At 67.6% G+C, this 18,807-nt stretch carries 18 protein-coding genes; 7 read left to right on the top strand and 11 right to left on the bottom strand.

Annotated features, from left to right (window positions below; all coding sequences use genetic code 11):
• The first annotated feature begins 299 nt into the window (after window positions 1-299).
• On the top strand, window positions 300-1,193 hold the full coding sequence (locus C4313_RS08175; protein WP_352429378.1) for a TolB family protein: 894 nt from the start codon (window positions 300-302) through the stop codon (window positions 1,191-1,193).
• 228 nt (window positions 1,194-1,421) lie between these two features.
• Here C4313_RS08175 and C4313_RS08170 read toward each other — a convergent pair whose 3' ends face one another.
• From C4313_RS08170 to C4313_RS08120, 11 genes are all read right to left on the bottom strand, one after another.
• Window positions 1,422-2,186 (bottom strand): cytochrome c oxidase assembly protein, encoded by a 765-nt coding sequence (locus C4313_RS08170; RefSeq protein ID WP_352429377.1) that lies wholly within the window; start codon window positions 2,184-2,186, stop codon window positions 1,422-1,424.
• Between the two features lie 28 nt (window positions 2,187-2,214).
• Window positions 2,215-3,312: a peptidoglycan DD-metalloendopeptidase family protein gene (locus C4313_RS08165; protein ID WP_352429376.1), complete on the bottom strand. Its 1,098-nt coding sequence runs from the start codon at window positions 3,310-3,312 to the stop codon at window positions 2,215-2,217.
• 343 nt (window positions 3,313-3,655) lie between these two features.
• Window positions 3,656-4,138, bottom strand: coding sequence for a Zn-ribbon domain-containing OB-fold protein (locus tag C4313_RS08160; protein WP_352429375.1), 483 nt, complete (start codon window positions 4,136-4,138; stop codon window positions 3,656-3,658).
• Window positions 4,139-4,150: 12 nt separating this feature from the next.
• Window positions 4,151-4,675, bottom strand: a complete 525-nt coding sequence (locus tag C4313_RS08155; protein ID WP_352429374.1) for a Zn-ribbon domain-containing OB-fold protein — start codon at window positions 4,673-4,675, stop codon at window positions 4,151-4,153.
• 12 nt (window positions 4,676-4,687) lie between these two features.
• Window positions 4,688-5,854 (bottom strand): thiolase domain-containing protein, encoded by a 1,167-nt coding sequence (locus C4313_RS08150; protein ID WP_352429373.1) that lies wholly within the window; start codon window positions 5,852-5,854, stop codon window positions 4,688-4,690.
• 71 nt (window positions 5,855-5,925) lie between these two features.
• Window positions 5,926-6,318, bottom strand: a complete 393-nt coding sequence (locus tag C4313_RS08145) for a type II toxin-antitoxin system VapC family toxin (RefSeq protein ID WP_352429372.1) — start codon at window positions 6,316-6,318, stop codon at window positions 5,926-5,928.
• Complete coding sequence (locus tag C4313_RS08140; RefSeq protein ID WP_352429371.1) at window positions 6,315-6,539, bottom strand: hypothetical protein; 225 nt, start codon at window positions 6,537-6,539, stop codon at window positions 6,315-6,317. Before C4313_RS08140 ends, C4313_RS08145 begins: the two co-directional genes overlap by 4 nt.
• Before the next feature lie 109 nt (window positions 6,540-6,648).
• A complete protein-coding gene (locus C4313_RS08135; RefSeq protein WP_352429370.1) occupies window positions 6,649-7,815 on the bottom strand; it encodes a thiolase C-terminal domain-containing protein in 1,167 nt (388 codons plus the stop codon).
• A 38-nt stretch (window positions 7,816-7,853) separates the two neighbouring features.
• A complete protein-coding gene (locus tag C4313_RS08130) occupies window positions 7,854-8,879 on the bottom strand; it encodes an ABC transporter permease (protein ID WP_352429369.1) in 1,026 nt (341 codons plus the stop codon).
• A 20-nt stretch (window positions 8,880-8,899) separates the two neighbouring features.
• On the bottom strand, window positions 8,900-9,901 hold the full coding sequence (locus tag C4313_RS08125; protein ID WP_352429368.1) for an ABC transporter permease: 1,002 nt from the start codon (window positions 9,899-9,901) through the stop codon (window positions 8,900-8,902).
• 147 nt (window positions 9,902-10,048) lie between these two features.
• A complete protein-coding gene (locus C4313_RS08120) occupies window positions 10,049-11,794 on the bottom strand; it encodes a peptide ABC transporter substrate-binding protein (RefSeq protein WP_352429367.1) in 1,746 nt (581 codons plus the stop codon).
• Between the two features lie 233 nt (window positions 11,795-12,027).
• Between C4313_RS08120 and C4313_RS08115 the strand changes: the two genes are divergently transcribed.
• The 6 genes from C4313_RS08115 to C4313_RS08090 form a co-directional block, all read left to right on the top strand.
• Window positions 12,028-12,384 carry a metal-sensing transcriptional repressor gene (locus tag C4313_RS08115; RefSeq protein ID WP_352429366.1) on the top strand — a complete coding sequence of 119 codons (357 nt, stop codon included), beginning with the start codon at window positions 12,028-12,030 and terminating at the stop codon, window positions 12,382-12,384.
• Between the two features lie 18 nt (window positions 12,385-12,402).
• Window positions 12,403-13,956, top strand: a complete 1,554-nt coding sequence (locus tag C4313_RS08110; RefSeq protein ID WP_352429365.1) for a presenilin family intramembrane aspartyl protease — start codon at window positions 12,403-12,405, stop codon at window positions 13,954-13,956.
• A gap of 239 nt (window positions 13,957-14,195) precedes the next feature.
• The gene (locus C4313_RS08105; RefSeq protein WP_352429364.1) at window positions 14,196-15,848 is read left to right on the top strand and encodes a ribonuclease J; all 1,653 of its coding nucleotides are present in this window, start codon (window positions 14,196-14,198) and stop codon (window positions 15,846-15,848) included.
• A 4-nt stretch (window positions 15,849-15,852) separates the two neighbouring features.
• Window positions 15,853-16,659: a tRNA (guanosine(37)-N1)-methyltransferase TrmD gene (trmD, locus tag C4313_RS08100; RefSeq protein ID WP_352429363.1), complete on the top strand. Its 807-nt coding sequence runs from the start codon at window positions 15,853-15,855 to the stop codon at window positions 16,657-16,659.
• Window positions 16,660-16,678: 19 nt separating this feature from the next.
• Window positions 16,679-18,262, top strand: coding sequence for a UDP-N-acetylmuramoyl-L-alanyl-D-glutamate--2,6-diaminopimelate ligase (locus C4313_RS08095; protein ID WP_352429362.1), 1,584 nt, complete (start codon window positions 16,679-16,681; stop codon window positions 18,260-18,262).
• Between the two features lie 229 nt (window positions 18,263-18,491).
• A partial coding sequence (locus C4313_RS08090) for a sigma factor (protein WP_352429361.1) occupies window positions 18,492-18,807 on the top strand: 316 nt, incomplete at its 3' end.

Below are 18,807 nucleotides of genomic sequence, written 5' to 3'. Positions count from 1 at the left end.
TGGCTCACACTGCATGAAGCCGACAGCGGGCTGCGCCCGCTGAGAACATGCGCTGCGAGCCAGCGAAGCCGGTTTCAGGGCGAAAGAATCTTGCCAGCCTCGCCTGCTGCGGCTTATGCTTGCCGTTATACGGACGCTTCGCTCCGTTTCCCTCGGCTGCGCGTCCGTATAACGGCGCGGCGGCTGCGCCGCTGGTTATGCTCCCGCTCGCCGCGCTCGCGTCCGCGCTGACACGCCTCCGCTGCGCGCAGCTCAACCGCCGCGCCGTTAGGCAGTCAACTAGAATCGGGGGCAAAACGATGAAAGGGCAAGGGTTTTTTGCTACCATAGCGCTTACCCTGTTGCTGGTCGGTTGTAACACGATGACGACATCCCTGACCCCTATCCCCTCCCAGACACCGACCGAGGTTGCACCATTCAACATTGCTGGGACACCAACACCAACGCCCATGTTTACAGACTTCAAAGTGCATAAGTGGTCTTCTACATCACCAAACGGGGAGTGGATAGCACAGGTGTTCGTAGCACTTCCGACTGTCAGCGACATAGGGAAGTATTATACCCAACTGAAACTATCCAAGGCGGATGGAACACTGGAATGGATCGTAGTGGACGAATGGGTGGAAGATGGGCTGGGTTACACGATTCCACAACCATTGCAATGGTCTCGTGATGGACGATACTTGTATTTCACAAACAAACCGGTTCCAGACGGATGTGCCGTGTTCGTTAACGGGTCCGATTTGCACCGGGTTGATCTGAGCAATGGGGATGTGAGGGAGCTGGTGCCATCCGTAGGATCGTGGCTGTCGCTATCCCCAGATGAGACAATGCTGGCCTATATCCGATACGGAGACAGGAGGCTGGTTATACGGGATCTCGCAACGGGGGCGGAGCGGGAGACAAAACTCGATCCGGGACGGAGCTATGAAGCTGGCCATATCATTTGGTCACCGGATGGCACCGCCCTCATGCTTACGTTAGCCCTCCAACCTTGCTCAACAGATTGGGCAGACGCTACATCCATAGTGCGCGTGGAAACTACCACGCTGGAGCCAACAACGTTGATCCGTGAAGATCAGCGGCTGTTCATCACGGTCGAATGGTTAACAGCGGACCAAGTGCTGCTACGAGACAGGGAAGGTAATGACTGGTTGATGGATGCTTCTACGGGCCAAGTAACCAAGAAATGACATTCAACTGGTGGCGGGCGAACCGATGTCACGCGCAGCGGTGAACGCCTCCCAGGGGAAGGGGGGCGCAACGACCCCGTCCTGCGGGACCGGGGCGGCGTGGGAGGCAGGTGCGAACCGGATGGTGTGCTGCGGGATCGGACGACCGGGCCGGTGTGCCCTCTGGGGGGATGGATGGGGAAGGGGGGATAGGGGAGGGCCGTTGGGCGCCGGCGATGCCCCGTGCCCCTAGGAGGGCTCCCCTCGGGAGAACCACCGGAAGAAGACCACGGTCAAGGCCCCTAGATACACCAGCGCCCCGGGAACCCACATGAGCAGCCCGGCCAGGCGTTGGTCCTCCAGCGAGGAGGGGGCACACACCTCGAAGCCCAGCGCCGTGGGGTTGTAAATGCGCGTGTCTGGGAACGTGAAGAGGGCTCCCAGCAGGGTGGTGGGCATCGCCATGAAAAACAGATAGAGGACTTGGCCTGGCTCGGAGAGTCGGGGCCAGGTGGAGGCCGGCCCCACCACTGGCCACCAGGCCAGCAGCCCCGCCAGGAGGAACGTGGCCTGCTTCACCGCCCACAGCCCAGGGCTCCGGGAAGAAAGTTCGAACAGGGCCGGGGCATGCCAGGCGAAGAGGACGAGGTTGGCCAGCAGATAGGCGGGAAGCGGCCGGGTGATCCAGTAGCCCCAGCGCCGCGGCCCTGGGGAGCGAAGGAGGGGATCGAAGAAGGGCTCCGGGAGGCCCTTCCACAGGAGGGGGGGCGCCAAGGCCGTGAGGGCGATGAACTGGACCATGTTTACGGTGAACCGCAGATCCGGCCCCAGCAGCAGCGGGGAGGGGATGAAGGCGAAGGCCGTCACGGCCAAACCCGCCGCGAACCTGCCCAAGGCCGCCCGCTGGCGGGCGGGGCTCAGCCGCTCGGCGACGGCCGCCATCCCGACGAAGTAGAGGCCCAGGAGGGCCAACACCCCAACCCCCAGGATCGCTCCGACCGCCGTCCCCGACATCGAAGCCTCCCTCACAAAGAGGGGCCGTTCAAGGGAGGGCCTGCCACGGGTTCACAAAGCCTCCCGGGCCTCGGATCTCGAAGTGGAGGTGCGGGCCGGTGGAGCGCCCGGTGGAGCCCACCAGGCCGATGGTCGTCCCCTTGGCCACATGCTGCCCGCAGCCGACGAAGATGGCGCTCAGGTGGGCGTAATAGGTCTGGTAACCGTTCCCGTGGTCGAGGACGATCAGGTTGCCGTAGCCGACGGTGCTCCAGCCGGCGTAGACCACCGTGCCGGCGTCGGCGGCATAGACCGGATCCCCCAGCCGCCCGGCGAAATCCACCCCCGGATGCCAGGGGGCGAAATCGTAGCCCGAGCGCCATCGGCTGTTGACCGGCCAGACGAAGCTCCCGGTGCCCAGGGGGGCGACCTGCACGCTGGGGCAGGCGCCGGAGGGCATCCGCTTGCCCCCGGCGATCACCACGTAAGCCTGCCTCGGCGGCGTCCAGCCCTTGAAAGGACGCGTGCCGCCGGGGATGATCAGCACCTGGCCCACCCGGGGCTCGCCCCCTTCCAGCAGGCCGTTCCATTCGGCGTTCCGGATGACCTCGGGAGTCACCTTGTATTGCTGGGCGATCGCCTCCAGCGTCTCCCCTTCCTTCACGGTGTGCAGGACGCCGTCCACCGGCGGGATATTGAGGACCTGCCCGATCTCCAAAAGGTGCGGGTCGTCCTGGAGCAGGTCATAGTTGGCCCAGAGGATGGTCTCCGGCCGCAGCTTGAACTTCTCCGCGATCCCGAAGAGGGTGTCCCCCGCCTGGACGGTGTAGGTGATGATGCCCCGGCGGGGCCGCTCGGGGATCTCCGTGTGCAGGTCCACCTGGCGCACGAGCAAGGCCGGCCCGTTGCGCCGCGCCCCGCCCAGGGAGGCGGAGCGCTGCAGCAACGCCTGCAGGACCTCCGGAGAAGGGGCCTCCTCGCCGGAGGCCTCCAGGAGCCGGATGGGCTGTAGCCAAGCGGAGGGGATGCGGGGGCTCTGGGTCAGGGCGAGATAAAGGAGAGCAATGGCCAGGGCCAGGCCGATGTGAGCCCCATAGTGGGCCCCCAAGGCCTCGAGGAAGGCCTGGAGCCGCCGGGCCCATGCCACAAGCCCTCTGACCCGGTCGGGGAGGCCCCAGCGCTCCAGCCAGGAGCGCCATTCATCCCACAGCGGGGCTTGCGATGGCGAAGCGGTTTCGATGTCTTCGAAAGGTGCCCGGTTCGAACCGGTGGCCGGGGATCCCCGCAGCAGGCGTCCCCACGTCCTCCCCGGACGGACGGGTTTCCGGGTCCCAGCGTGGCGTTCCATCGACCGCTTTTCTCCTGGGGGGAAGGCTTCGACAGGGCGGCGCCCTCCCCCAGAATCGTCCGCCCGGCCCCCTGGGCCGGACGGCCCCTATTATAGGGGATCCCGCCCGTCCCTGCAAGCCCATATTGTGAAATTATTCACATTATGGCGCCCCCAGGAGGCGGAAGCCCAGCAGGTCCCGCAAGCTGCCGATCCGCTCGGCGGGCGGGCGGAAGACGGCTTCCACCCGCATGCCGGTCTGAGGTGGGATCCCGGCCTCGAGGAGGTCATGGACCAGGCAGGCGTCGGCGCCGTCCAGGCGGACCAGGCCGATGAGGCGGGGCTGGGACAGGCGGCTCCCATCGGGGGCCATGGGCACCCGGGTCCATGAGACCAGCACGCCCTGGGGCCCGATCGGAACCCACGTCTCCTCCCCCAGGGGGCCGAGGCAGCGCTCGCAGAAGAGCCGGGCGGGCACGAAGGTATACCCGCAGCGGGGGCAGCGGGTCCCATAGAGCCTTCCCTCTTGGAGGCCGCGGAGCCAGCGCTCCCCGGCGACACCGGCCGTGTAGACGCCTTCCAGCCAGATAGCCCCCCGCCAGGACCGCACGGCTTCCAGATGGGCGATCCGCTCCGTCAGCGGCATCGGCGCCTCCTTTCAATCCGAAATCGGCCGGAAATACAGGATGTCGGTGATGGCCCCCTCGCGCTCATGGGCGGGCTTCCAGACCGCCTGGACGCGCATCCCGATCCGGACCCGCTGGAGGATCTCGTCGAGGGTCCGGCCGACCTCGCCGAGCCGGTGCAGGATCCCCATCCCCGGGGAGGCGCCGTCGATGGCGATCACGGCCGGCACCTCGGGGACTTCCAGGCGGCGCATGTCCCAAGAGATGGTGCAGACCGAGAAGGTCACCACCGTCCCCGTGTCGACCAGGGGGACCCACTTGTCGGTCGGCCGGAAGCAGTGTTCGCAGAACATCCGGGGCGGGATCATCACCCGCCGACAGGTCCGGCACCGGCGCCCAACCAGCCGCCCGGCTTTCAGCTCGGCCAGGAACCGGCCGACGGCCACCCCGGTGTCCCAGGCGTATTCCCCGTGCAGGGGCGTGCGGGTGGTGCGCACCCGCCCCTGTTCGATGTCCTCCGCCCTGAGGCCGGTGGTGGGGTAGACGAAGCGCTCCATGGGCTCCTCCCCTCAGATCCCAAGGATGATCACCGTGCCGACCTGCATCAAGTCCCCCCAGGCCTGGGCCAGGCCCCGCCGGGGCTGGCCGGGCACCTGCCGCCGTCCGGCCTCGCCCCGCAACTGCCAGAAGATCTCGGCCACCTTCATCAGGCCGGCAGCGGCGATGGGGTTGCCCACCCCCAGCAGCCCGCCCGAGGGCGACACCGGCATGTCCCCGTCCCGGTTGGCGATCCCCAGGGCGATCAGTTCAGCGGCCTTCCCCCGGTCGGCCAGCAGCAGGCCCTCCAAGTGGTGGAGTTCCTTGTAGTCGAAGGGATCATAGGGCTCGACGATGTGGATCTCCTTGCGGGGCTCCCGGATGCCGGCCATGGCGTAGGCCTTGCGGGCGGCTTCCTCCAAATAGGTGGGATAGGAAAGGTCCCGGTTGGTCCAGTATTGGGTGTCCAGGGACCAGCCCACCCCTTCCACCCAGACGGGCTTGTTCGTCACCCGCCGCGCCACGTGCTCGGCGGCCATCACGATGGCCACGGCCCCGTCGCTGGTGGGGGAGACGTCCAGGCGCTGCACCGGCCAGGCCAGCACCTCCGAGTTCAACACGTCCTCCACCGTGATGTGGGGATCGCCGAGTTGGGCGGCGGGGTGGTCGGCCGCGTTGCGCTTGTTCTTCACGGCCACCATGGCGATGTCCCGCTTGGTCAGCCCGTATTTTGTCATGTAGGCGTTCATCTCCAGGGCGAAGATCCACAGCAGGTTGGGGCCCAGTGGGCGCTCCAGGGTGTGATCGAAGATGTAATTGAAGGCGGCCTGGGGATGGGGATGGCAGGAGGACATCTTCTCCTCGCAGACCACCAGCACCGTGTCGAACATCCCGCTGGCGATGTGATACCAGCCCTGGATGGCGGCGAAGACCCCTGTGCCGCCGCCCACGTAGCCCCGGATGGTGGGTTTGCCCCAGGCCCCGGCCCCGGGGCTCAGATACTCGACCTTCATGTGGACGCCGTCGAAGGCGTCGGGGGCGGAGCCCAGGACCACGGCGTCGATCTGGGCCAGGGTCATCTCGCAGGACTCCAGGGCCTTGTGGGCGGCCTCCCAGGCCAGTTCCGGGCCGGTCTCCAGCGCCCGGCGGACGAAGCGGGTCATCCCCGCGCCGACGATCGCCACTCGTCGCCCGGCCATCGCGCCTCACCTCCCTTCCGGAAGAGATGGTCGCACCCTGCCGCCCCCCCGCGGGATGGGGGCGGGTCTGTTCACCACAGCGTCTCCACCAGCCCGGACTGCCGGATGGTCTCATCGTAGGTGACCAAGGCAGCGTTGTAGCGCCGGGCGGTGGCCACGATCACGCGGTCGTGCAGGTCCTCGATCTGCGGCAGTTCCCGCACCAGGGCCAGCATGGTCAGATCAAGGGGCACCACCTCGAAGCGGCCGCCGGCCAGCAGGGTGGTGATCGCCGCTTCCCAGAGGGGTGGGATCAGCTCTTTCTCTTCGATGCGCAGCAGCTCCAGCAGCACCACGATCGGGATCAGGCCACGGGCCTCCCCCCGTTCGATCTCGGCGAAGGCCTGGCGGGCCGCCGGGCTCAACCGCTCATCATCCGTGAGATACCAGATCAAGGCATGGGTGTCCAGCACGTAGGCTCTCACGGGGACCTCGGGTCATGCGAGGTGATCTCGCGCCATTCCTGGGCCCACAGCGCCTGGATCTCCCGTCGCACCTGGCGGACGGCCTCGAGGTCCAGCCGCCCGCGGGCGGGGGAGGACAGGCTCCGGCGGTGGGCGGCCAGGACGATGCGGATCACGTGTTTGAGCACGAGGAGCTCCCCTTCGAGTTGTTCCACTTTCGCCCGCATCTCCTCCGGGAGCATCCCGACCTCCGGCCGACGACATGGGGTGACCTGCCCGACGAGCACCCCTTCCCCTGGCGGTCGCCGGACGAACGCCGCGCCCTTGCCTGGTGTCACGCAGGCAAGGGGATCATGGCTCCCGGCTCAAGATGGCCACCGCGCCCGTGGCGGTGGGCAGGCCCCGCCAGGAGGCCACCAGGGCGGTGGTGGCGTTGGGGATCTGGCGGGGGCCGGCCTCGCCCCGCAGTTGGAGCACCGCCTCCAGGAGCCGGGCCAGGCCTGAAGCGTCCAGCAGGTGGCCTTCCCCGAGGCAGCCGCCGGAGGGGTTCACCGGCAGTTCCCCGTCCAGGCCGGTGGCTCCCTCGGCCGTCCACCAGCCCGCCTCCCCCGGCCGGCAGATCCCCAGGGCCTCCAGGTGTTGAAGTTCCTTATAGGCGAAGGTATCGTCGACCTCCACCAAGTCGAAGGCCCGGCGGGGCGAGGCGATCCCGGCCTGCCGGTAGGCGAGTTCGGCGGCCCGGCGCAGGTAGCGGGCCCCTTCCCAGTCCCGGCCCTCCAAGGTGTAGGAATCGGTGGCCCAGCCCAGGCCCCGGATCCAGATCGGCCGGTCCGTCAGCGAGCGGGCGATGTCGCCCCGGGCCAGCACGAAGACCACGCACCCGTCGGCCGGCTCGGCGGCCATCAGGCGGGTGAGCGGCTCGGCCAGGGGTTCGCTGCCCAGCACGTCCTCCAGGGAGAGGAGGGCCGGGAAGGCTGCCCGCGGGTTGCGCATGGCGTTCCCCCGGTTTTTCACCACCACCCGGGCCACGTGCTCCAGAGGAGTGCGGGTGGCCTCCAGATAGCGGCGCATCTCCAGCCCGGCGATGAAGATCGGGTGGGCCTCCAGAGGACGTTGGTAGATCGGATCCAGAGCCAGGGCGGTGATCTGGGGCAAGTTGAGGACGTTGCTCGCCTTGCTGTGGGACTCCACAGCCACGATGCGGGCGGCCCCCGAGGCGATCTGCATGGCCCCGGCGGCCAGGGCCTGGAGGCCTTCGCCGGCGATGGTGTGGACCGCCTTCAACACGGCACCCATCTGATCAGGCACGTATTCGTCGCTGATGGCGACCCCCTCGTGGAAGTCCTCCTCTGCGGTCACCAGACCGTCCAGATCCCGACGGGGATCGATCCCAGCGTCCGCGTAGGCCCGCGCGGCAGCTTCGAACATCATCTCCCGGAAGGAGAGGTCGGGGGAGATGGAGCGGAAGCCGCTCCAGCCTGCGCCGACGATCGCCACCTCGGTGCTCAAGCGTCCCATGGCGCCTCCTGTCCTCGGGGATGGCGTTTCGGGTGCCTTCACTGCATGCCCCGCATCCGAGGATCCAGCGCGTCCCGCAGGCCGTCGCCCAGGAAGTTGAAGGCGAACATGGTGATGGCCAGGGCGAGGGCCGGCGCCAGGGCCTGGTTCGGGAAGGTGCGGATGGCCTGGGCGCCCTGAGAGATCATCAGGCCCCAGCTGGGCGTGGGCGGGTTGACCCCCAGGCCGATGAAGCTGAGGAAAGCCTCTGTCGTGATGTAGGAGGGGATGGCCAAGGTCTCGGCCACGATGAGGGGGCCGATGATGTTGGGAAGGATGTGACGGAACATGATCCTCAGGTGGCCGGCGCCGATGGCCCGGGCGGCCTCGATGAACTCCTTCTCGCGCACCGAGAGGACCTGGCCGCGGGCCAGCCGCGCCATGTTCTCCCAAGCGGTGAGCCCGATGCCCACGAAGATGAACAGCATCCCCCCGAAGGCGGCGTCGATCTTATACATTTGAATGCGTAGGGCATCCCAGAAGGAGCGGGCCTCCTGGGGGGGCTGGCGGAAGAAGACCATCAGGAGGATGATGAACAGCAGGCCGGGGAAGGCGTAGAGCACATCCACCAGCCGCATCATGATGTTGTCCAGACGCCCCCCGAAGTACCCCGAGATCAGCCCGTAGGTGGTGCCGATGATCAGGCTGATCAGCGGGCCGACGAACGCCACGGTCAGGGACACCCGCGTCCCGTAGATGATCCGGCTGAACAGGTCCCGCCCCACGTAGTCCGCCCCCAAGAGGTAGCGATCACTGATGCGGGCGTAAGGCTGCATGAAGGGGAAGACCTTCACCATCCACGAGGGGACCTTGTCCCGATCGGTCAGCACCTGCTTGTCGTAAGGATAAGGGGCGATCAGGGGGGCGAAGAGGGCCACCAGGATGAGGAGGACCACGATCCCGGCGCCCCCCATGGCCGCCCGGTTCCGGGAGAGCCGGTAGAGGGCGTCCTCCCAGAAGCCCATCGGCCGCCGCGTGGGGACGGCGAGGGCCTCCGCGCCTCGGCGCACCGCTTGCGTCGCCATCGCTCACCTCGTCTCTCGGCTCAGGTGTAGCGGATCCGTGGATCCAGGAACGCGTAGGTGATATCCACGATCAGGTTGGCGATCACCAGGAAGATGGCGTAGATCAGGATCGTCCCCATGATCACAGGGTGATCCCGGTTGGTGATGCTGGTGACGAAGTAGCGGCCCAGCCCTGGGATGCCGAAGATCGTCTCGGTCACGAAGGTCCCCGTCACCAAGGCTGCGAACAGCGGGCCCAGCACGGTGACCACGGGGATCAAGGAGTTGCGCAGGGCGTGCCGGACGATGATCAAGCGCTCGGCGAGCCCCTTGGCCCGGGCCGTGCGGATGTAGTCCTCCCGGATCACCTGGAGCAGGCTGGCCCGGGTCAGGCGGGCGATGAGGGCCGAGCTGGCCAGCCCCAGGGCGACGGAGGGCATGATGGCGTGCTGGGGGGTTCCCCACCCGGTGGGGGGCAGCCACTTCAACCACACCCCGAAGACCGAGACCAGGATGGGCCCCAGGACGATGACCGGTACCGAGACGCCGAAGATGGCCAGGCTCATCCCGAAGTAGTCCAGGAAGGTGTTCTGGTTGAGGGCGGCCAGGATCCCCAGGGGGATCCCGATCCCCACCGCCACCAGCAGGGCGTAGACCCCCAGTTCAAAGGACACGGGGAGGTTCTGCCGGATGATGTCGTTGACCGAGCGGCTGCGCGAGGAGTACGAGGGCCCGAGGTTGATCCAGAGGAAATAGCCCGGGCCGATCTTCAAACGGATCAGGGCATCCTCCTGTAGGGAGGTCGGCAGGGTGGGGGAGTAGCGGGGGACCAGCAGGTCCCGCATGTAGTAGAGATACTGCACAGGCACCGGCTGGTCCAGGTGGTATTTCGCCTCGATGTTGGCCTTGATCTCAGGAGGCAAAGGCTTCTCCCGGTCGAAGGGGCCACCGGGCACAGCGTGCATCAGGGCGAAGGTGATCACCGTGATCACCCACAGGACCAGGAGGTTCCACAGCATCCGTCGCACGATATAGCGCACCATGGATCCCTCTTCCGGTTCAGGGGTGGCTGAAGGCCGGGCCCTCCCAGGAGGGCCAACCCTGTTATACCGCCGTTCACGGCGGGAAACAAGAGGGGGCGGCCCCTCCCCTGCGGGCCGCCCCCTGCGCCATCTGCGCCGGCTCCGCGCTCAGCGCTGGATATCCCACTTCTCGATGTGCTCCAGGCCGCCCAGGACCGAGAAGGTCCGCTGGACATACGGCTTGGTGACCGTGACGCGGGTGTACCAGTAGATGGGGATGATGGCCGCGTCCTTGGCCACCAGGATGTCCTCCGCCTTGGCGTAGAGCTCCCGGCGCTTGGCCTCGTCGGTCTCCCGCATGGCCTGGTCGACCAGCTGATCGAACTCCGGATTGGCCCACTTGGTGTGGTTGTTGTCGGACGTGGAGTAGAACACGTCCTTCAGGAAGTTGGAGGCGTCCGGGTAGTCCTGGCACCAGCCCAGGCGCCAGACCTGCGGCGGGTCGGTCTGGAGGGTCTTCAGATAGACCTTCCACTCCTGGGTCTGCAACTTGACATCGACCCCGAGGACCTCCTTCCACATCTGCTGGATGGCCTCGGCGATCTTGATGTGGCCCTCGACCTGGTTGACCCACAAGGTGATGGGCGGGAGCTTTTTGATGTCGCCGCCGTATTTCTCATCGAGGACTTGCTTGAACAGCTGCTTGGCCCGCTCGGGGTCATACTTTACGCCGAGGTTGGGGTGGGTCTGCAGCGTGGGCGCCGCCCCCAGGCCGGGCCGGGAGAACCACTGGGCCGGCTCCTGCCCGCCCTTGGTCACGTTCTCCACGATGGCCTTGCGGTCCACCGCCAGGGAGAAGGCCAGCCGCATGCGGACGTCGTCGAAGGGCGGCTTGGTCACGTTGAAGCCGTAGTAGTAGGTGCAGAGGATCGGCGCGATCATCAGTTGTTTGGACAGGGTCGGGTCGGCTTTCACCCGGTCGATCTCGGAGAGCGGCACGCCGGCCACGTCCAGGTTCCCCGCCTCATACTCGGCGAAGGCCGGGGACTCGTCCAGCATGCGGAAGACGATCTCCTCGATCTTGGGCTTGGGCACGCTGGGGATGTTGTCCGGCCAGAAGGGGTTGGCCACCATGGTGATGTGGCTGTCGTGCACCCACTCCTTCAGCACATAGGGGCCGTAGGAGTGGTAGGCGCCGGTCTCCGTCCACCGATCGCCCTTCTCCTTGATCAGCCATTCAGGCTCCGCCCGCAGCATCCACAGGCCGGCAATGTTGGCGAAGAAGCCCACCGGCTCCTTCAGGGTGAACTGGATGGTGTAGTCGTCGATGACCTTGATGCCGACCTTCGTCGTGTCCGTGATCTTCCCCTCGTTGAACTCCTTCGCGCCTTCGATGAAGAAGGCCGGCACGTAGGCGTATTCGCCGCCGGTCTTGGGATCCAGGGTGCGGATGGCCCCGTAGTAGAAATCGCGGGCGGTCACGTAACGGACGTTGCCCTTCTCATCCTTCACCTGCTCCACCGCCTGGCCGTTCCACCGCACCCACGGGATGCCCTTGCGGAGGTAGAAGGTCCACACCTTGCCGTCCGGCGAGACCTCCCACTTCTCAGCCATCCCGGGCTCCACCGCGGCCGTCTCCTCGTTCTGGCGGGTCAGGCCCACAAAGGCCAGCTCAATGATCTGGATCGAGGAAGTGTCCGTGGCCAGGGAAGGATCCAAGGTGGGCACGTCGCCAGGGCCGAGGTTCAGCCGGAGGACCTTGCGCGGGACCGGGGTGGGGGTCACAACTTTCTCCACCACTTTCTCTTTCTCAATTACCTGCGGGGTTGGCGTGGCCGCTGGGGCGCAGGCCGAAAGGACCAGGCCCACCCAGGCGACCAGCGAAAGCCACCACCAGGCGCGGGAACGGTTCATCGGACCTCCTCCTTTTAGCCTGAGATTGAGGATTTGGACCGGATGCAGCGGGGCCAGCGCTTGCGCTCCACGGGCCGTCTCCCTCCCGTATTCGGGCTGGCATGGATAGTTATAGCAACCCTTTTGGGTTTTGGCAAGGGGCGGCCTCCTGCGGCAGGGCCGCGTGCCGTTGGCGGCAGGGGATTTCTTTGTGTATGCTGAGAAGGATCGCTGGATCCCCAACAGGAGGTCCCATGTCCCGACGCTCGCGCGGGCGGACGAAAACCCGGGCGGGGGCGCTTCTGCACGCCGCCCGGAGCCCCTCGGTCCAGGTCCACCTCACCCCGGAGCAGGAGCGCGCCCTGGACGCCCACCTGGCCCGCATCGAAGGGCACCTCGCCGCGGTGCGGCGGATGCTGGCCGAGCACCAGGACTGCAACAGCCTCCTGGTGCAACTGGCCGCCGTCAAGGCCGCCCTCAACCAGGCCATCGTCGCCCTCTTGGAGGGCCATATGGAGGCGTGCATCATCGCCTGCGCGATGGACGAGGAGAGCCAGGCTGCCTTCGCCGGCCTGAAGGAGGCGATGGCCATTGTCCTGCGGAAGCAGTGAGCCGGGGGAGCCAGGTCCATGGACTTGTTGCAGGCCCTCTGGTCCTTGCTGGCGGACCCCAACGTGGCCTATCTCCTCCTGGTGGGGGGCATCCTGGCTGCGGTCGCCGCCTGGAGCATCCCGGGGACGGGCCTGGCGGAGGGGCTGGCGGTGGTGTTGCTCGGGTTGGCCCTCATCGGCCTGCTCCGGTTGCCGGTGAGCGCCGCGGGGCTCTTGCTCCTCCTCCTCGGCGCCCTTCTCTTCTTGGCTGAACTCTATTTCCAAAGCGGCGGGTATCTCGGGCTGTCCGGCGCCCTCGCCCTGGGCCTGGGCGGGTTGTTCCTGCTCCCGCCGAGTGCCGGCCGGCGGGTCGCCCCGGCGGTCCTGGCGGGAACCGCCCTCCTGAGCGCGGGCGTTTCCCTGGGCCTCGCCCATCTGATCCGGCAACTCGGGCGGCGGCCGCCCTGGCAATCCCCGGAACGTCTGGTCGGTGCGGAGGGGCTCGCTCAGACCGATCTGGACCCGGAGGGGACCGTGTGGGTGCGCGGGGAGACGTGGACCGCCCGGGCGGTGGAGGGGCGGATCGCGGCCGGCGAACGGGTGCGGGTGGTGGCGGTGGAAGGCCTGCGCCTCCGGGTGGCCCGTTGGACGCCCCCGGCCGAGGCTACAGAGCGCCCTCCGGAGGACCCTCCCCGGAGCCACGGCATCGGCGGGGTGATGGCGCTCCTGTTGGCGGTTCAGTTCGTGGCCTTCCTCGCCTCCAATCCTTTCTCCCCCCGGGCGTCTGCCACTGTCCCCTTGGCCCTCGCCCAGGCAGTCTCGGAGGCCATTGCCTCCCGGCCGCCGGCCGAGCAGGCCCTCTGGGGGGCGCCCTTGCTGGGTGGGTTTGTCCTCGCCGGAATGCTCCTGGCAGGGCTGGTGCGCCTGGGCCGACGCTGGCTGGTCCGTGCGGTTCTGCCGGCCCTGATCTGGGCCGCGTTGTTCCTCGCCCTGTTCTTCTCGTTGCAACTGCTCGCCGAGGCCTTCGGCGGGGATCCCACCGGTTGGAAGGGCGTCCTGGTGGGCCTGCTGACCCTGGGGCTGGCCCTGGGCGGGAGATCCCGCTGGGGATGGGCCGTCCAGAACGCGATCGGCCTGGTGATCTGTGGGGCCATCGCCGCCGATCTGGGGCGGATGCTCCCGCCGCCCGCGGCGCTTCTGTGGCTGGCCGGGATGCTGATCTACGACGCGGTCGCCGTTTATGTCTCCGGCCACATGCAAACGCTGGCGGAGTGGGCCCTGACCCACCGGCTTCCTCTGGTCTTCTGGATCCCAGAGGATCTCCGGACGGTCCTCCGCAGCCCGGCCCCGGGGGGGACGGTGTGGATCCTGGGCTTCGGGGATGTGGTCCTGCCGGCCACCCTCACCCTCTCCGCCTTTCACGCCCATGCCACCCCGGCCCCGGCCCTCGGGGCGATGCTGGGGGGCCTAGTGGGGGGCCTCTTCCTGGCCTGGACCCCACCCCGGCGGGCGCGGGCGGGGCTGCCCTTTCTGAACGGTGGGGCCATGTTCGGCTACGGGATCGGCCGTCTCCTCGAAGTTGCCTTCTGCTGAGCGAAGCCAGGCGCGCCAGGCCTCCCCCGCTTTTCCTGGGAGGGCGCCTGGGCGCAGCAGTTGACGGAATCCGGGTTCTTCATTACGATAAAGATGTGGTTCTGATGGAACCCACGAAACAGACTGTTCGGGAGGGGGCCGCCGGGTGCCCGGGGGGGTGCTGGCGGCTTTTTTCATGCCCCGGGCCGTGGGCCCATCCCAAGCAGCGGTCGATTCTATGCATTCCGTGAGGTTGCGCAATGGGCCAGGTTTTGCGGATTGTTCCCCTGGGGGGGCTGGGGGAGATCGGGAAGAACATGATGGCCATCGAGTATGGCCGCAACATCCTCATCATCGACGCCGGGATCATGTTCCCGGAGAACGACATGCTGGGGGTGGATTTCATCATCCCCGACTGGCAGTATCTGCGCGATAAGAAGGCGTGGGTCCGGGCCATCGTCATCACCCATGGCCATGAGGACCACATCGGCGCGCTGCCGTTCCTGGTCCGGGAGATCCCGGCGCCGGTCTACGCCACGCCCCTCACCCGGGGTCTGATCGAGGTCAAGCTGAGGCAGGCCAAGATCGCCGAGGGGATCCCGTTGCACACGATGCAGGCGGGGGACCGGCTGACTTTGGGTCCGTTCGTGGTGGAGATCTTCCGTGTCTGTCACAGCATCCCCGACAACGTGGGGCTGGGCATCACCACGCCGGCGGGCCTCATCGTCCACACCGGGGATTTCAAGTTCGATCAGACGCCGGTGGACGGCAAGCCGACGGACTTCGCGACCTTGGCCGAGTTCAGCAAGCGGGGTGTCCTGGCGCTGCTCTCCGACAGCACCAACGCCGACCGCCCGGGATGGACCCCCTCGGAGCGCGTGATCGATGCGGCCCTGGACGCCGCCTTCCGTCAGGCGAAGGGGCGCATCATCGTGGCCACTTTTGCCTCTCTGATCTCCCGCTTCCAGCAGGTGGTGAACGCCGCCGTGCGCCACGGGCGCAAGGTGGCCTTCGCCGGGACCAGCATGGTGGAGAACGTGAAGATCGCCCAGAAGCTGGGCTATCTGGAGATCCCGCCAGGGACGCTGATCCGTCTGGACGAGGTGGACCGCCATCCGCCGTCGCAGGTGGTGATCCTCACCACTGGAGCCCAGGGGGAGCCCTCGTCGGTGCTGGCCCGCATGGCCGTCGGGCAGCATCCGCAACTTCGGATTATGCCCGGGGACACCGTGATTCTCTCCGCCCATCCCATCCCGGGCAACGAGGAGATGGTCCATCGGACCATCAACCGGCTCTTCCAGCGCGGGGCCGATGTGCTTTACGATCCCATCGCCCCGGTGCATGTCTCCGGCCACGCCAGCCAGGAGGAGCTGAAACTCATGATCAACCTGGTCCGGCCCCAGTATTTCATCCCCATCCATGGGGAGATCCGTCACCTCAAGGCCCACGCCCGCCTGGCCATGGAACTGGGCATCCCGGCGGAACGGATCTTCACCGTGGAGAACGGGTGGGTGATCGAGTTCCGGGACGGCCAGGGGCGGGTGGCCGAGCGGGTGCCCGGGGGCTACGTCTTCGTGGACGGCGCCCGGGTGGGCGATATCGGGCCGGAGGTGCTGCGCGAGCGGGAGGTCCTCTCCCGCGAGGGCTTTGTTGTGGCCATCGTGCGACGGGACCCGAAGACGGGGCGCCTCATCGGGCGGCCGGAGATCATCACCCGGGGCTTCACCTTCGCCCGCGAGGCCGAGGAGCTCCTGGCCGGCGCCGAGGAACTGATCGTCGAGACCGTGCGTTCGGCCGATGGGGAAGGGAAGTCCCGACAGGCGCTGGCCCATCGCATCCAGACCGCCCTCGCCGATTATCTCTATCGGCACACCCGGCGCCGGCCCATGATCATCCCCGTGGTGACGGAGTGAGGCGGTGCGCATCGACGTGGTGACCCTCTTCCCGGAGTACTTTGAGAGCCCGTTGCGGGTGAGCATCCTGAAGCGGGCCCAGGAGTCCGGGCGTGTCCAGATCGTGGTGCACAACCTCCGGGCCTTTGGTCTGGGCCGCCACCGGGTCACCGACGACGCTCCTTACGGCGGGGGCGGTGGGATGGTCATGCGGCCCGAGCCTTTCTTCGAGGCCGTGGAGCATATCCTGGGGGAGCTTCCAGAGGAGGAGCGCCGGGAGATCCCCATCATCCTCCTGGACCCGGCAGGCCGGCCTTTCACCCAGGCGGTGGCCTGGGCCCTCTCCCGCCACCCGCGGCTGATCCTGCTCTGCGGCCATTACGAGGGGGTGGACGAGCGGGTGCGGGAGCACCTGGCCACCGACGAGATCTCCATCGGCGATTTCGTCCTGACCGGTGGGGAGCCCGCCGCCCTGGTGGTCCTGGATGCGGTGGCACGCCTGGTCCCCGGCGTGCTGGGGGATCCCGAGGCCCCGCGGCACGACTCCTTCGCCGAGGGCCTGCTGGAGCACCCCCACTACACCCGTCCGGCCGTCTATCGGGGGTGGGAGGTCCCGGAGATCCTGCGCTCTGGCCACCATCAGGCCATCGCCCGCTGGCGGCGATGGCAGTCGTTGCGGCGAACGTGGGAGCGCCGCCCCGATCTGCTGCTGGCGGCGGACCTCACGGCCGAGGAGCGGGCCCTCATCGCGCAGTGGGAGGCCGAACGTCGCGCCCTTCTCGCACCGCTCCTGGAGGGCGGGGCGGCGGACCCAGGCTCCTCATCCTCGTGAGCCTGATGGAGGACGGCGCATGCCTGGGCGTCGGCTCTCGGATCTCTTGCAGGCGCTCCCTTTCCCCTACCAACGCTTCGGCCCCGATCCGGAGATCGACGATGTGGTCACCGACTCCCGGGAGGTCCGCCCCGGGGCTCTTTTCGTGGCCTACCGGGGGCTGCAGCGTGACAAGCATGCCTTCATCCCGGACGCCATGGCCCGCGGGGCGGTGGCGGTGGCGGGCGAGCGCTCCCCCGGCGAGTTGCTGCTCCCCGAGGGCTTCCCCTACGTCCAGGTTCCCAACGGTCGGGAGGCCCTGGCCTGGCTCAGCGCGGCGTTCCACGGGTTCCCTTCCCGCCGGCTGATCCTCATCGGCGTCACGGGCACCGACGGCAAGACCACCACGGTGAACCTGATCCATTCGATCCTGACCGCCGCCGGCCGCCGGGCGGGGATGATCAGCACCGTCAACGCAGTGATTGGGGATCGGGTCTACGACACCGGTCTCCACACCACCACCCCGGAGGCCCCGGAGGTTCAGCGCTACCTGGCCGAGATGGTGGCCGCCGGCCTCACCCACGCCGTCCTGGAGACCACCTCCGAGGGGCTCGCCCAGGGGCGGGTGAGCGCCTGCGATTTCGACGTCGCTGTGCTGACCAACCTCACCCACGAGCACCTCAATTTCCACGGCACCTGGGAGAACTACCGCGCGGCCAAGGCCCGGCTCTTCGAGATGCTCCGGGGGTCCGCCGACAAAGGGATCCCCAAGACCTCCGTCCTGAACGCCGAGGATCCCTCCTTCGACTACTTCCGGCGCATCCCCGCCGACCGCCATCTGAGTTACGCCCTGGGACGGGCGGCGGATGTGACGGCGGAGGACGTGCGCTTCGAGCCGGATCGCACCCGCTTCCGGGCCCGCACGCCCCGGGGCGTCATCCCGGTGGAGACGGCGCTGGTCGGCGAATACAACGTCGCCAACATCCTGGCGGCCATCGCCGTGGGGGTCGCCTTGGACCTTCCCCTCGAGGCCATCGCCGAGGGCATCCGCCGCCTGCCCGGCATCCCCGGGCGGATGGAGCGCGTCGACGAGGGACAGGCCTTCCTGGCCATCGTGGACTTCGCCCACACCCCCAATGCTCTGGAGCAGACCCTGAGGACCGTCCGGCGGATGACGTGGGGGCGGGTCATCGTGGTCTTCGGGAGCGCAGGGCTGCGGGATGTGCAGAAGCGGGGCATGATGGGCCGCGTCGCGGGGCGGCTGGCCGATCGCATCGTGATCACCGCCGAGGATCCGCGAACGGAGGATCTGGAGGCGATCATGGCGGCGATCGCCGAAGGGGTGCGGATGGAGGGGCGGGTGGAGGGCGTCGACTTCTGGCGCATCCCCGACCGGGCCGAGGCCATCCGGTTCGCCGTGGCGTTGGCGGAGCCCGGAGATGCGGTGATCGCCTGTGGCAAGGGTCACGAGCGGTCCATGTGTTACGGGACCGTCGAGTATCTGTGGGATGAACGGGAAGTGATGCGGGCGGCGATCCGGGAGCGTCTCGGAAAGGGTCAGGGCTTGCTGGAGCCCTGGTGCCATCTGCGCCGCCGGCAGGGGGATGGGGCCTCCTCCCGCTAGGCCAGCGGCTGGCTGGCTTCCCCCGGAGGGCGGACACGGTTTCTGGATCCCTGGGGGGCGGGTCTTTGGTTTTGTTCTTTTTTTCACCGATCGTAAGGTCGAAATTTTCTGGCTATCATAATCCATGGACGAGGGCTTCGGGCGGGCCTGTTGCCCGGTTTTCCCCGTCAAGTCCGCCGGCGATGGGCACCCCGGGACCGGTCCGTAGACTCCCCGTGGGAGGATGGCGATGGATCGGGCGGAGAAGATGCGGGAGGCGTTTGGGGAATTTGAGCGGGTGTATGGGTTGGTGGCGCAGGCGGCGGCGCGGGTGGTGCGGACGGTGGAGTTGCCGGGGTGGATGGAGTTTGAGGATGTGGTGCAGGAGGGGTTGCGGATGGCGTGTGAGGCGGTGGGGCGGTGGGATCCGGGGCGGGGGCGGTTTACGACGTATTTATATTCGCGGTTTGGGTTGTATTTGCGGAAGGTGGTGTGGCGGGGTTTGCCGGGATGGGTGGAGGTGGTGGGGTGGGAGGAGGGGGAGGAGGGGGAGGAGGTGGGCGGTG

The organism is Thermoflexus sp., from assembly GCF_040289485.1.
Taxonomy (GTDB): Bacteria; Chloroflexota; Anaerolineae; order Thermoflexales; family Thermoflexaceae; genus Thermoflexus.
Note: the sequence above shows the minus strand (reverse complement) of the source record. Positions and strands in the feature narration are given on the sequence as shown.

Coding starts and splice junctions, on each gene's coding strand:
- C4313_RS08175 (WP_352429378.1), top strand. CDS start 300: ATGAAAGGGCAAGGGTTTTTTGCTACCATAGCGCTTACCCTGTTGCTG.
- C4313_RS08170 (WP_352429377.1), bottom strand. CDS start 2,186: ATGTCGGGGACGGCGGTCGGAGCGATCCTGGGGGTTGGGGTGTTGGCC.
- C4313_RS08160 (WP_352429375.1), bottom strand. CDS start 4,138: ATGCCGCTGACGGAGCGGATCGCCCATCTGGAAGCCGTGCGGTCCTGG.
- C4313_RS08155 (WP_352429374.1), bottom strand. CDS start 4,675: ATGGAGCGCTTCGTCTACCCCACCACCGGCCTCAGGGCGGAGGACATC.
- C4313_RS08150 (WP_352429373.1), bottom strand. CDS start 5,854: ATGGCCGGGCGACGAGTGGCGATCGTCGGCGCGGGGATGACCCGCTTC.
- C4313_RS08140 (WP_352429371.1), bottom strand. CDS start 6,539: ATGCTCCCGGAGGAGATGCGGGCGAAAGTGGAACAACTCGAAGGGGAG.
- C4313_RS08135 (WP_352429370.1), bottom strand. CDS start 7,815: ATGGGACGCTTGAGCACCGAGGTGGCGATCGTCGGCGCAGGCTGGAGC.
- C4313_RS08130 (WP_352429369.1), bottom strand. CDS start 8,879: ATGGCGACGCAAGCGGTGCGCCGAGGCGCGGAGGCCCTCGCCGTCCCC.
- C4313_RS08125 (WP_352429368.1), bottom strand. CDS start 9,901: ATGGTGCGCTATATCGTGCGACGGATGCTGTGGAACCTCCTGGTCCTG.
- C4313_RS08120 (WP_352429367.1), bottom strand. CDS start 11,794: ATGAACCGTTCCCGCGCCTGGTGGTGGCTTTCGCTGGTCGCCTGGGTG.
- C4313_RS08115 (WP_352429366.1), top strand. CDS start 12,028: ATGTCCCGACGCTCGCGCGGGCGGACGAAAACCCGGGCGGGGGCGCTT.
- C4313_RS08110 (WP_352429365.1), top strand. CDS start 12,403: ATGGACTTGTTGCAGGCCCTCTGGTCCTTGCTGGCGGACCCCAACGTG.
- C4313_RS08105 (WP_352429364.1), top strand. CDS start 14,196: ATGGGCCAGGTTTTGCGGATTGTTCCCCTGGGGGGGCTGGGGGAGATC.
- C4313_RS08095 (WP_352429362.1), top strand. CDS start 16,679: ATGCCTGGGCGTCGGCTCTCGGATCTCTTGCAGGCGCTCCCTTTCCCC.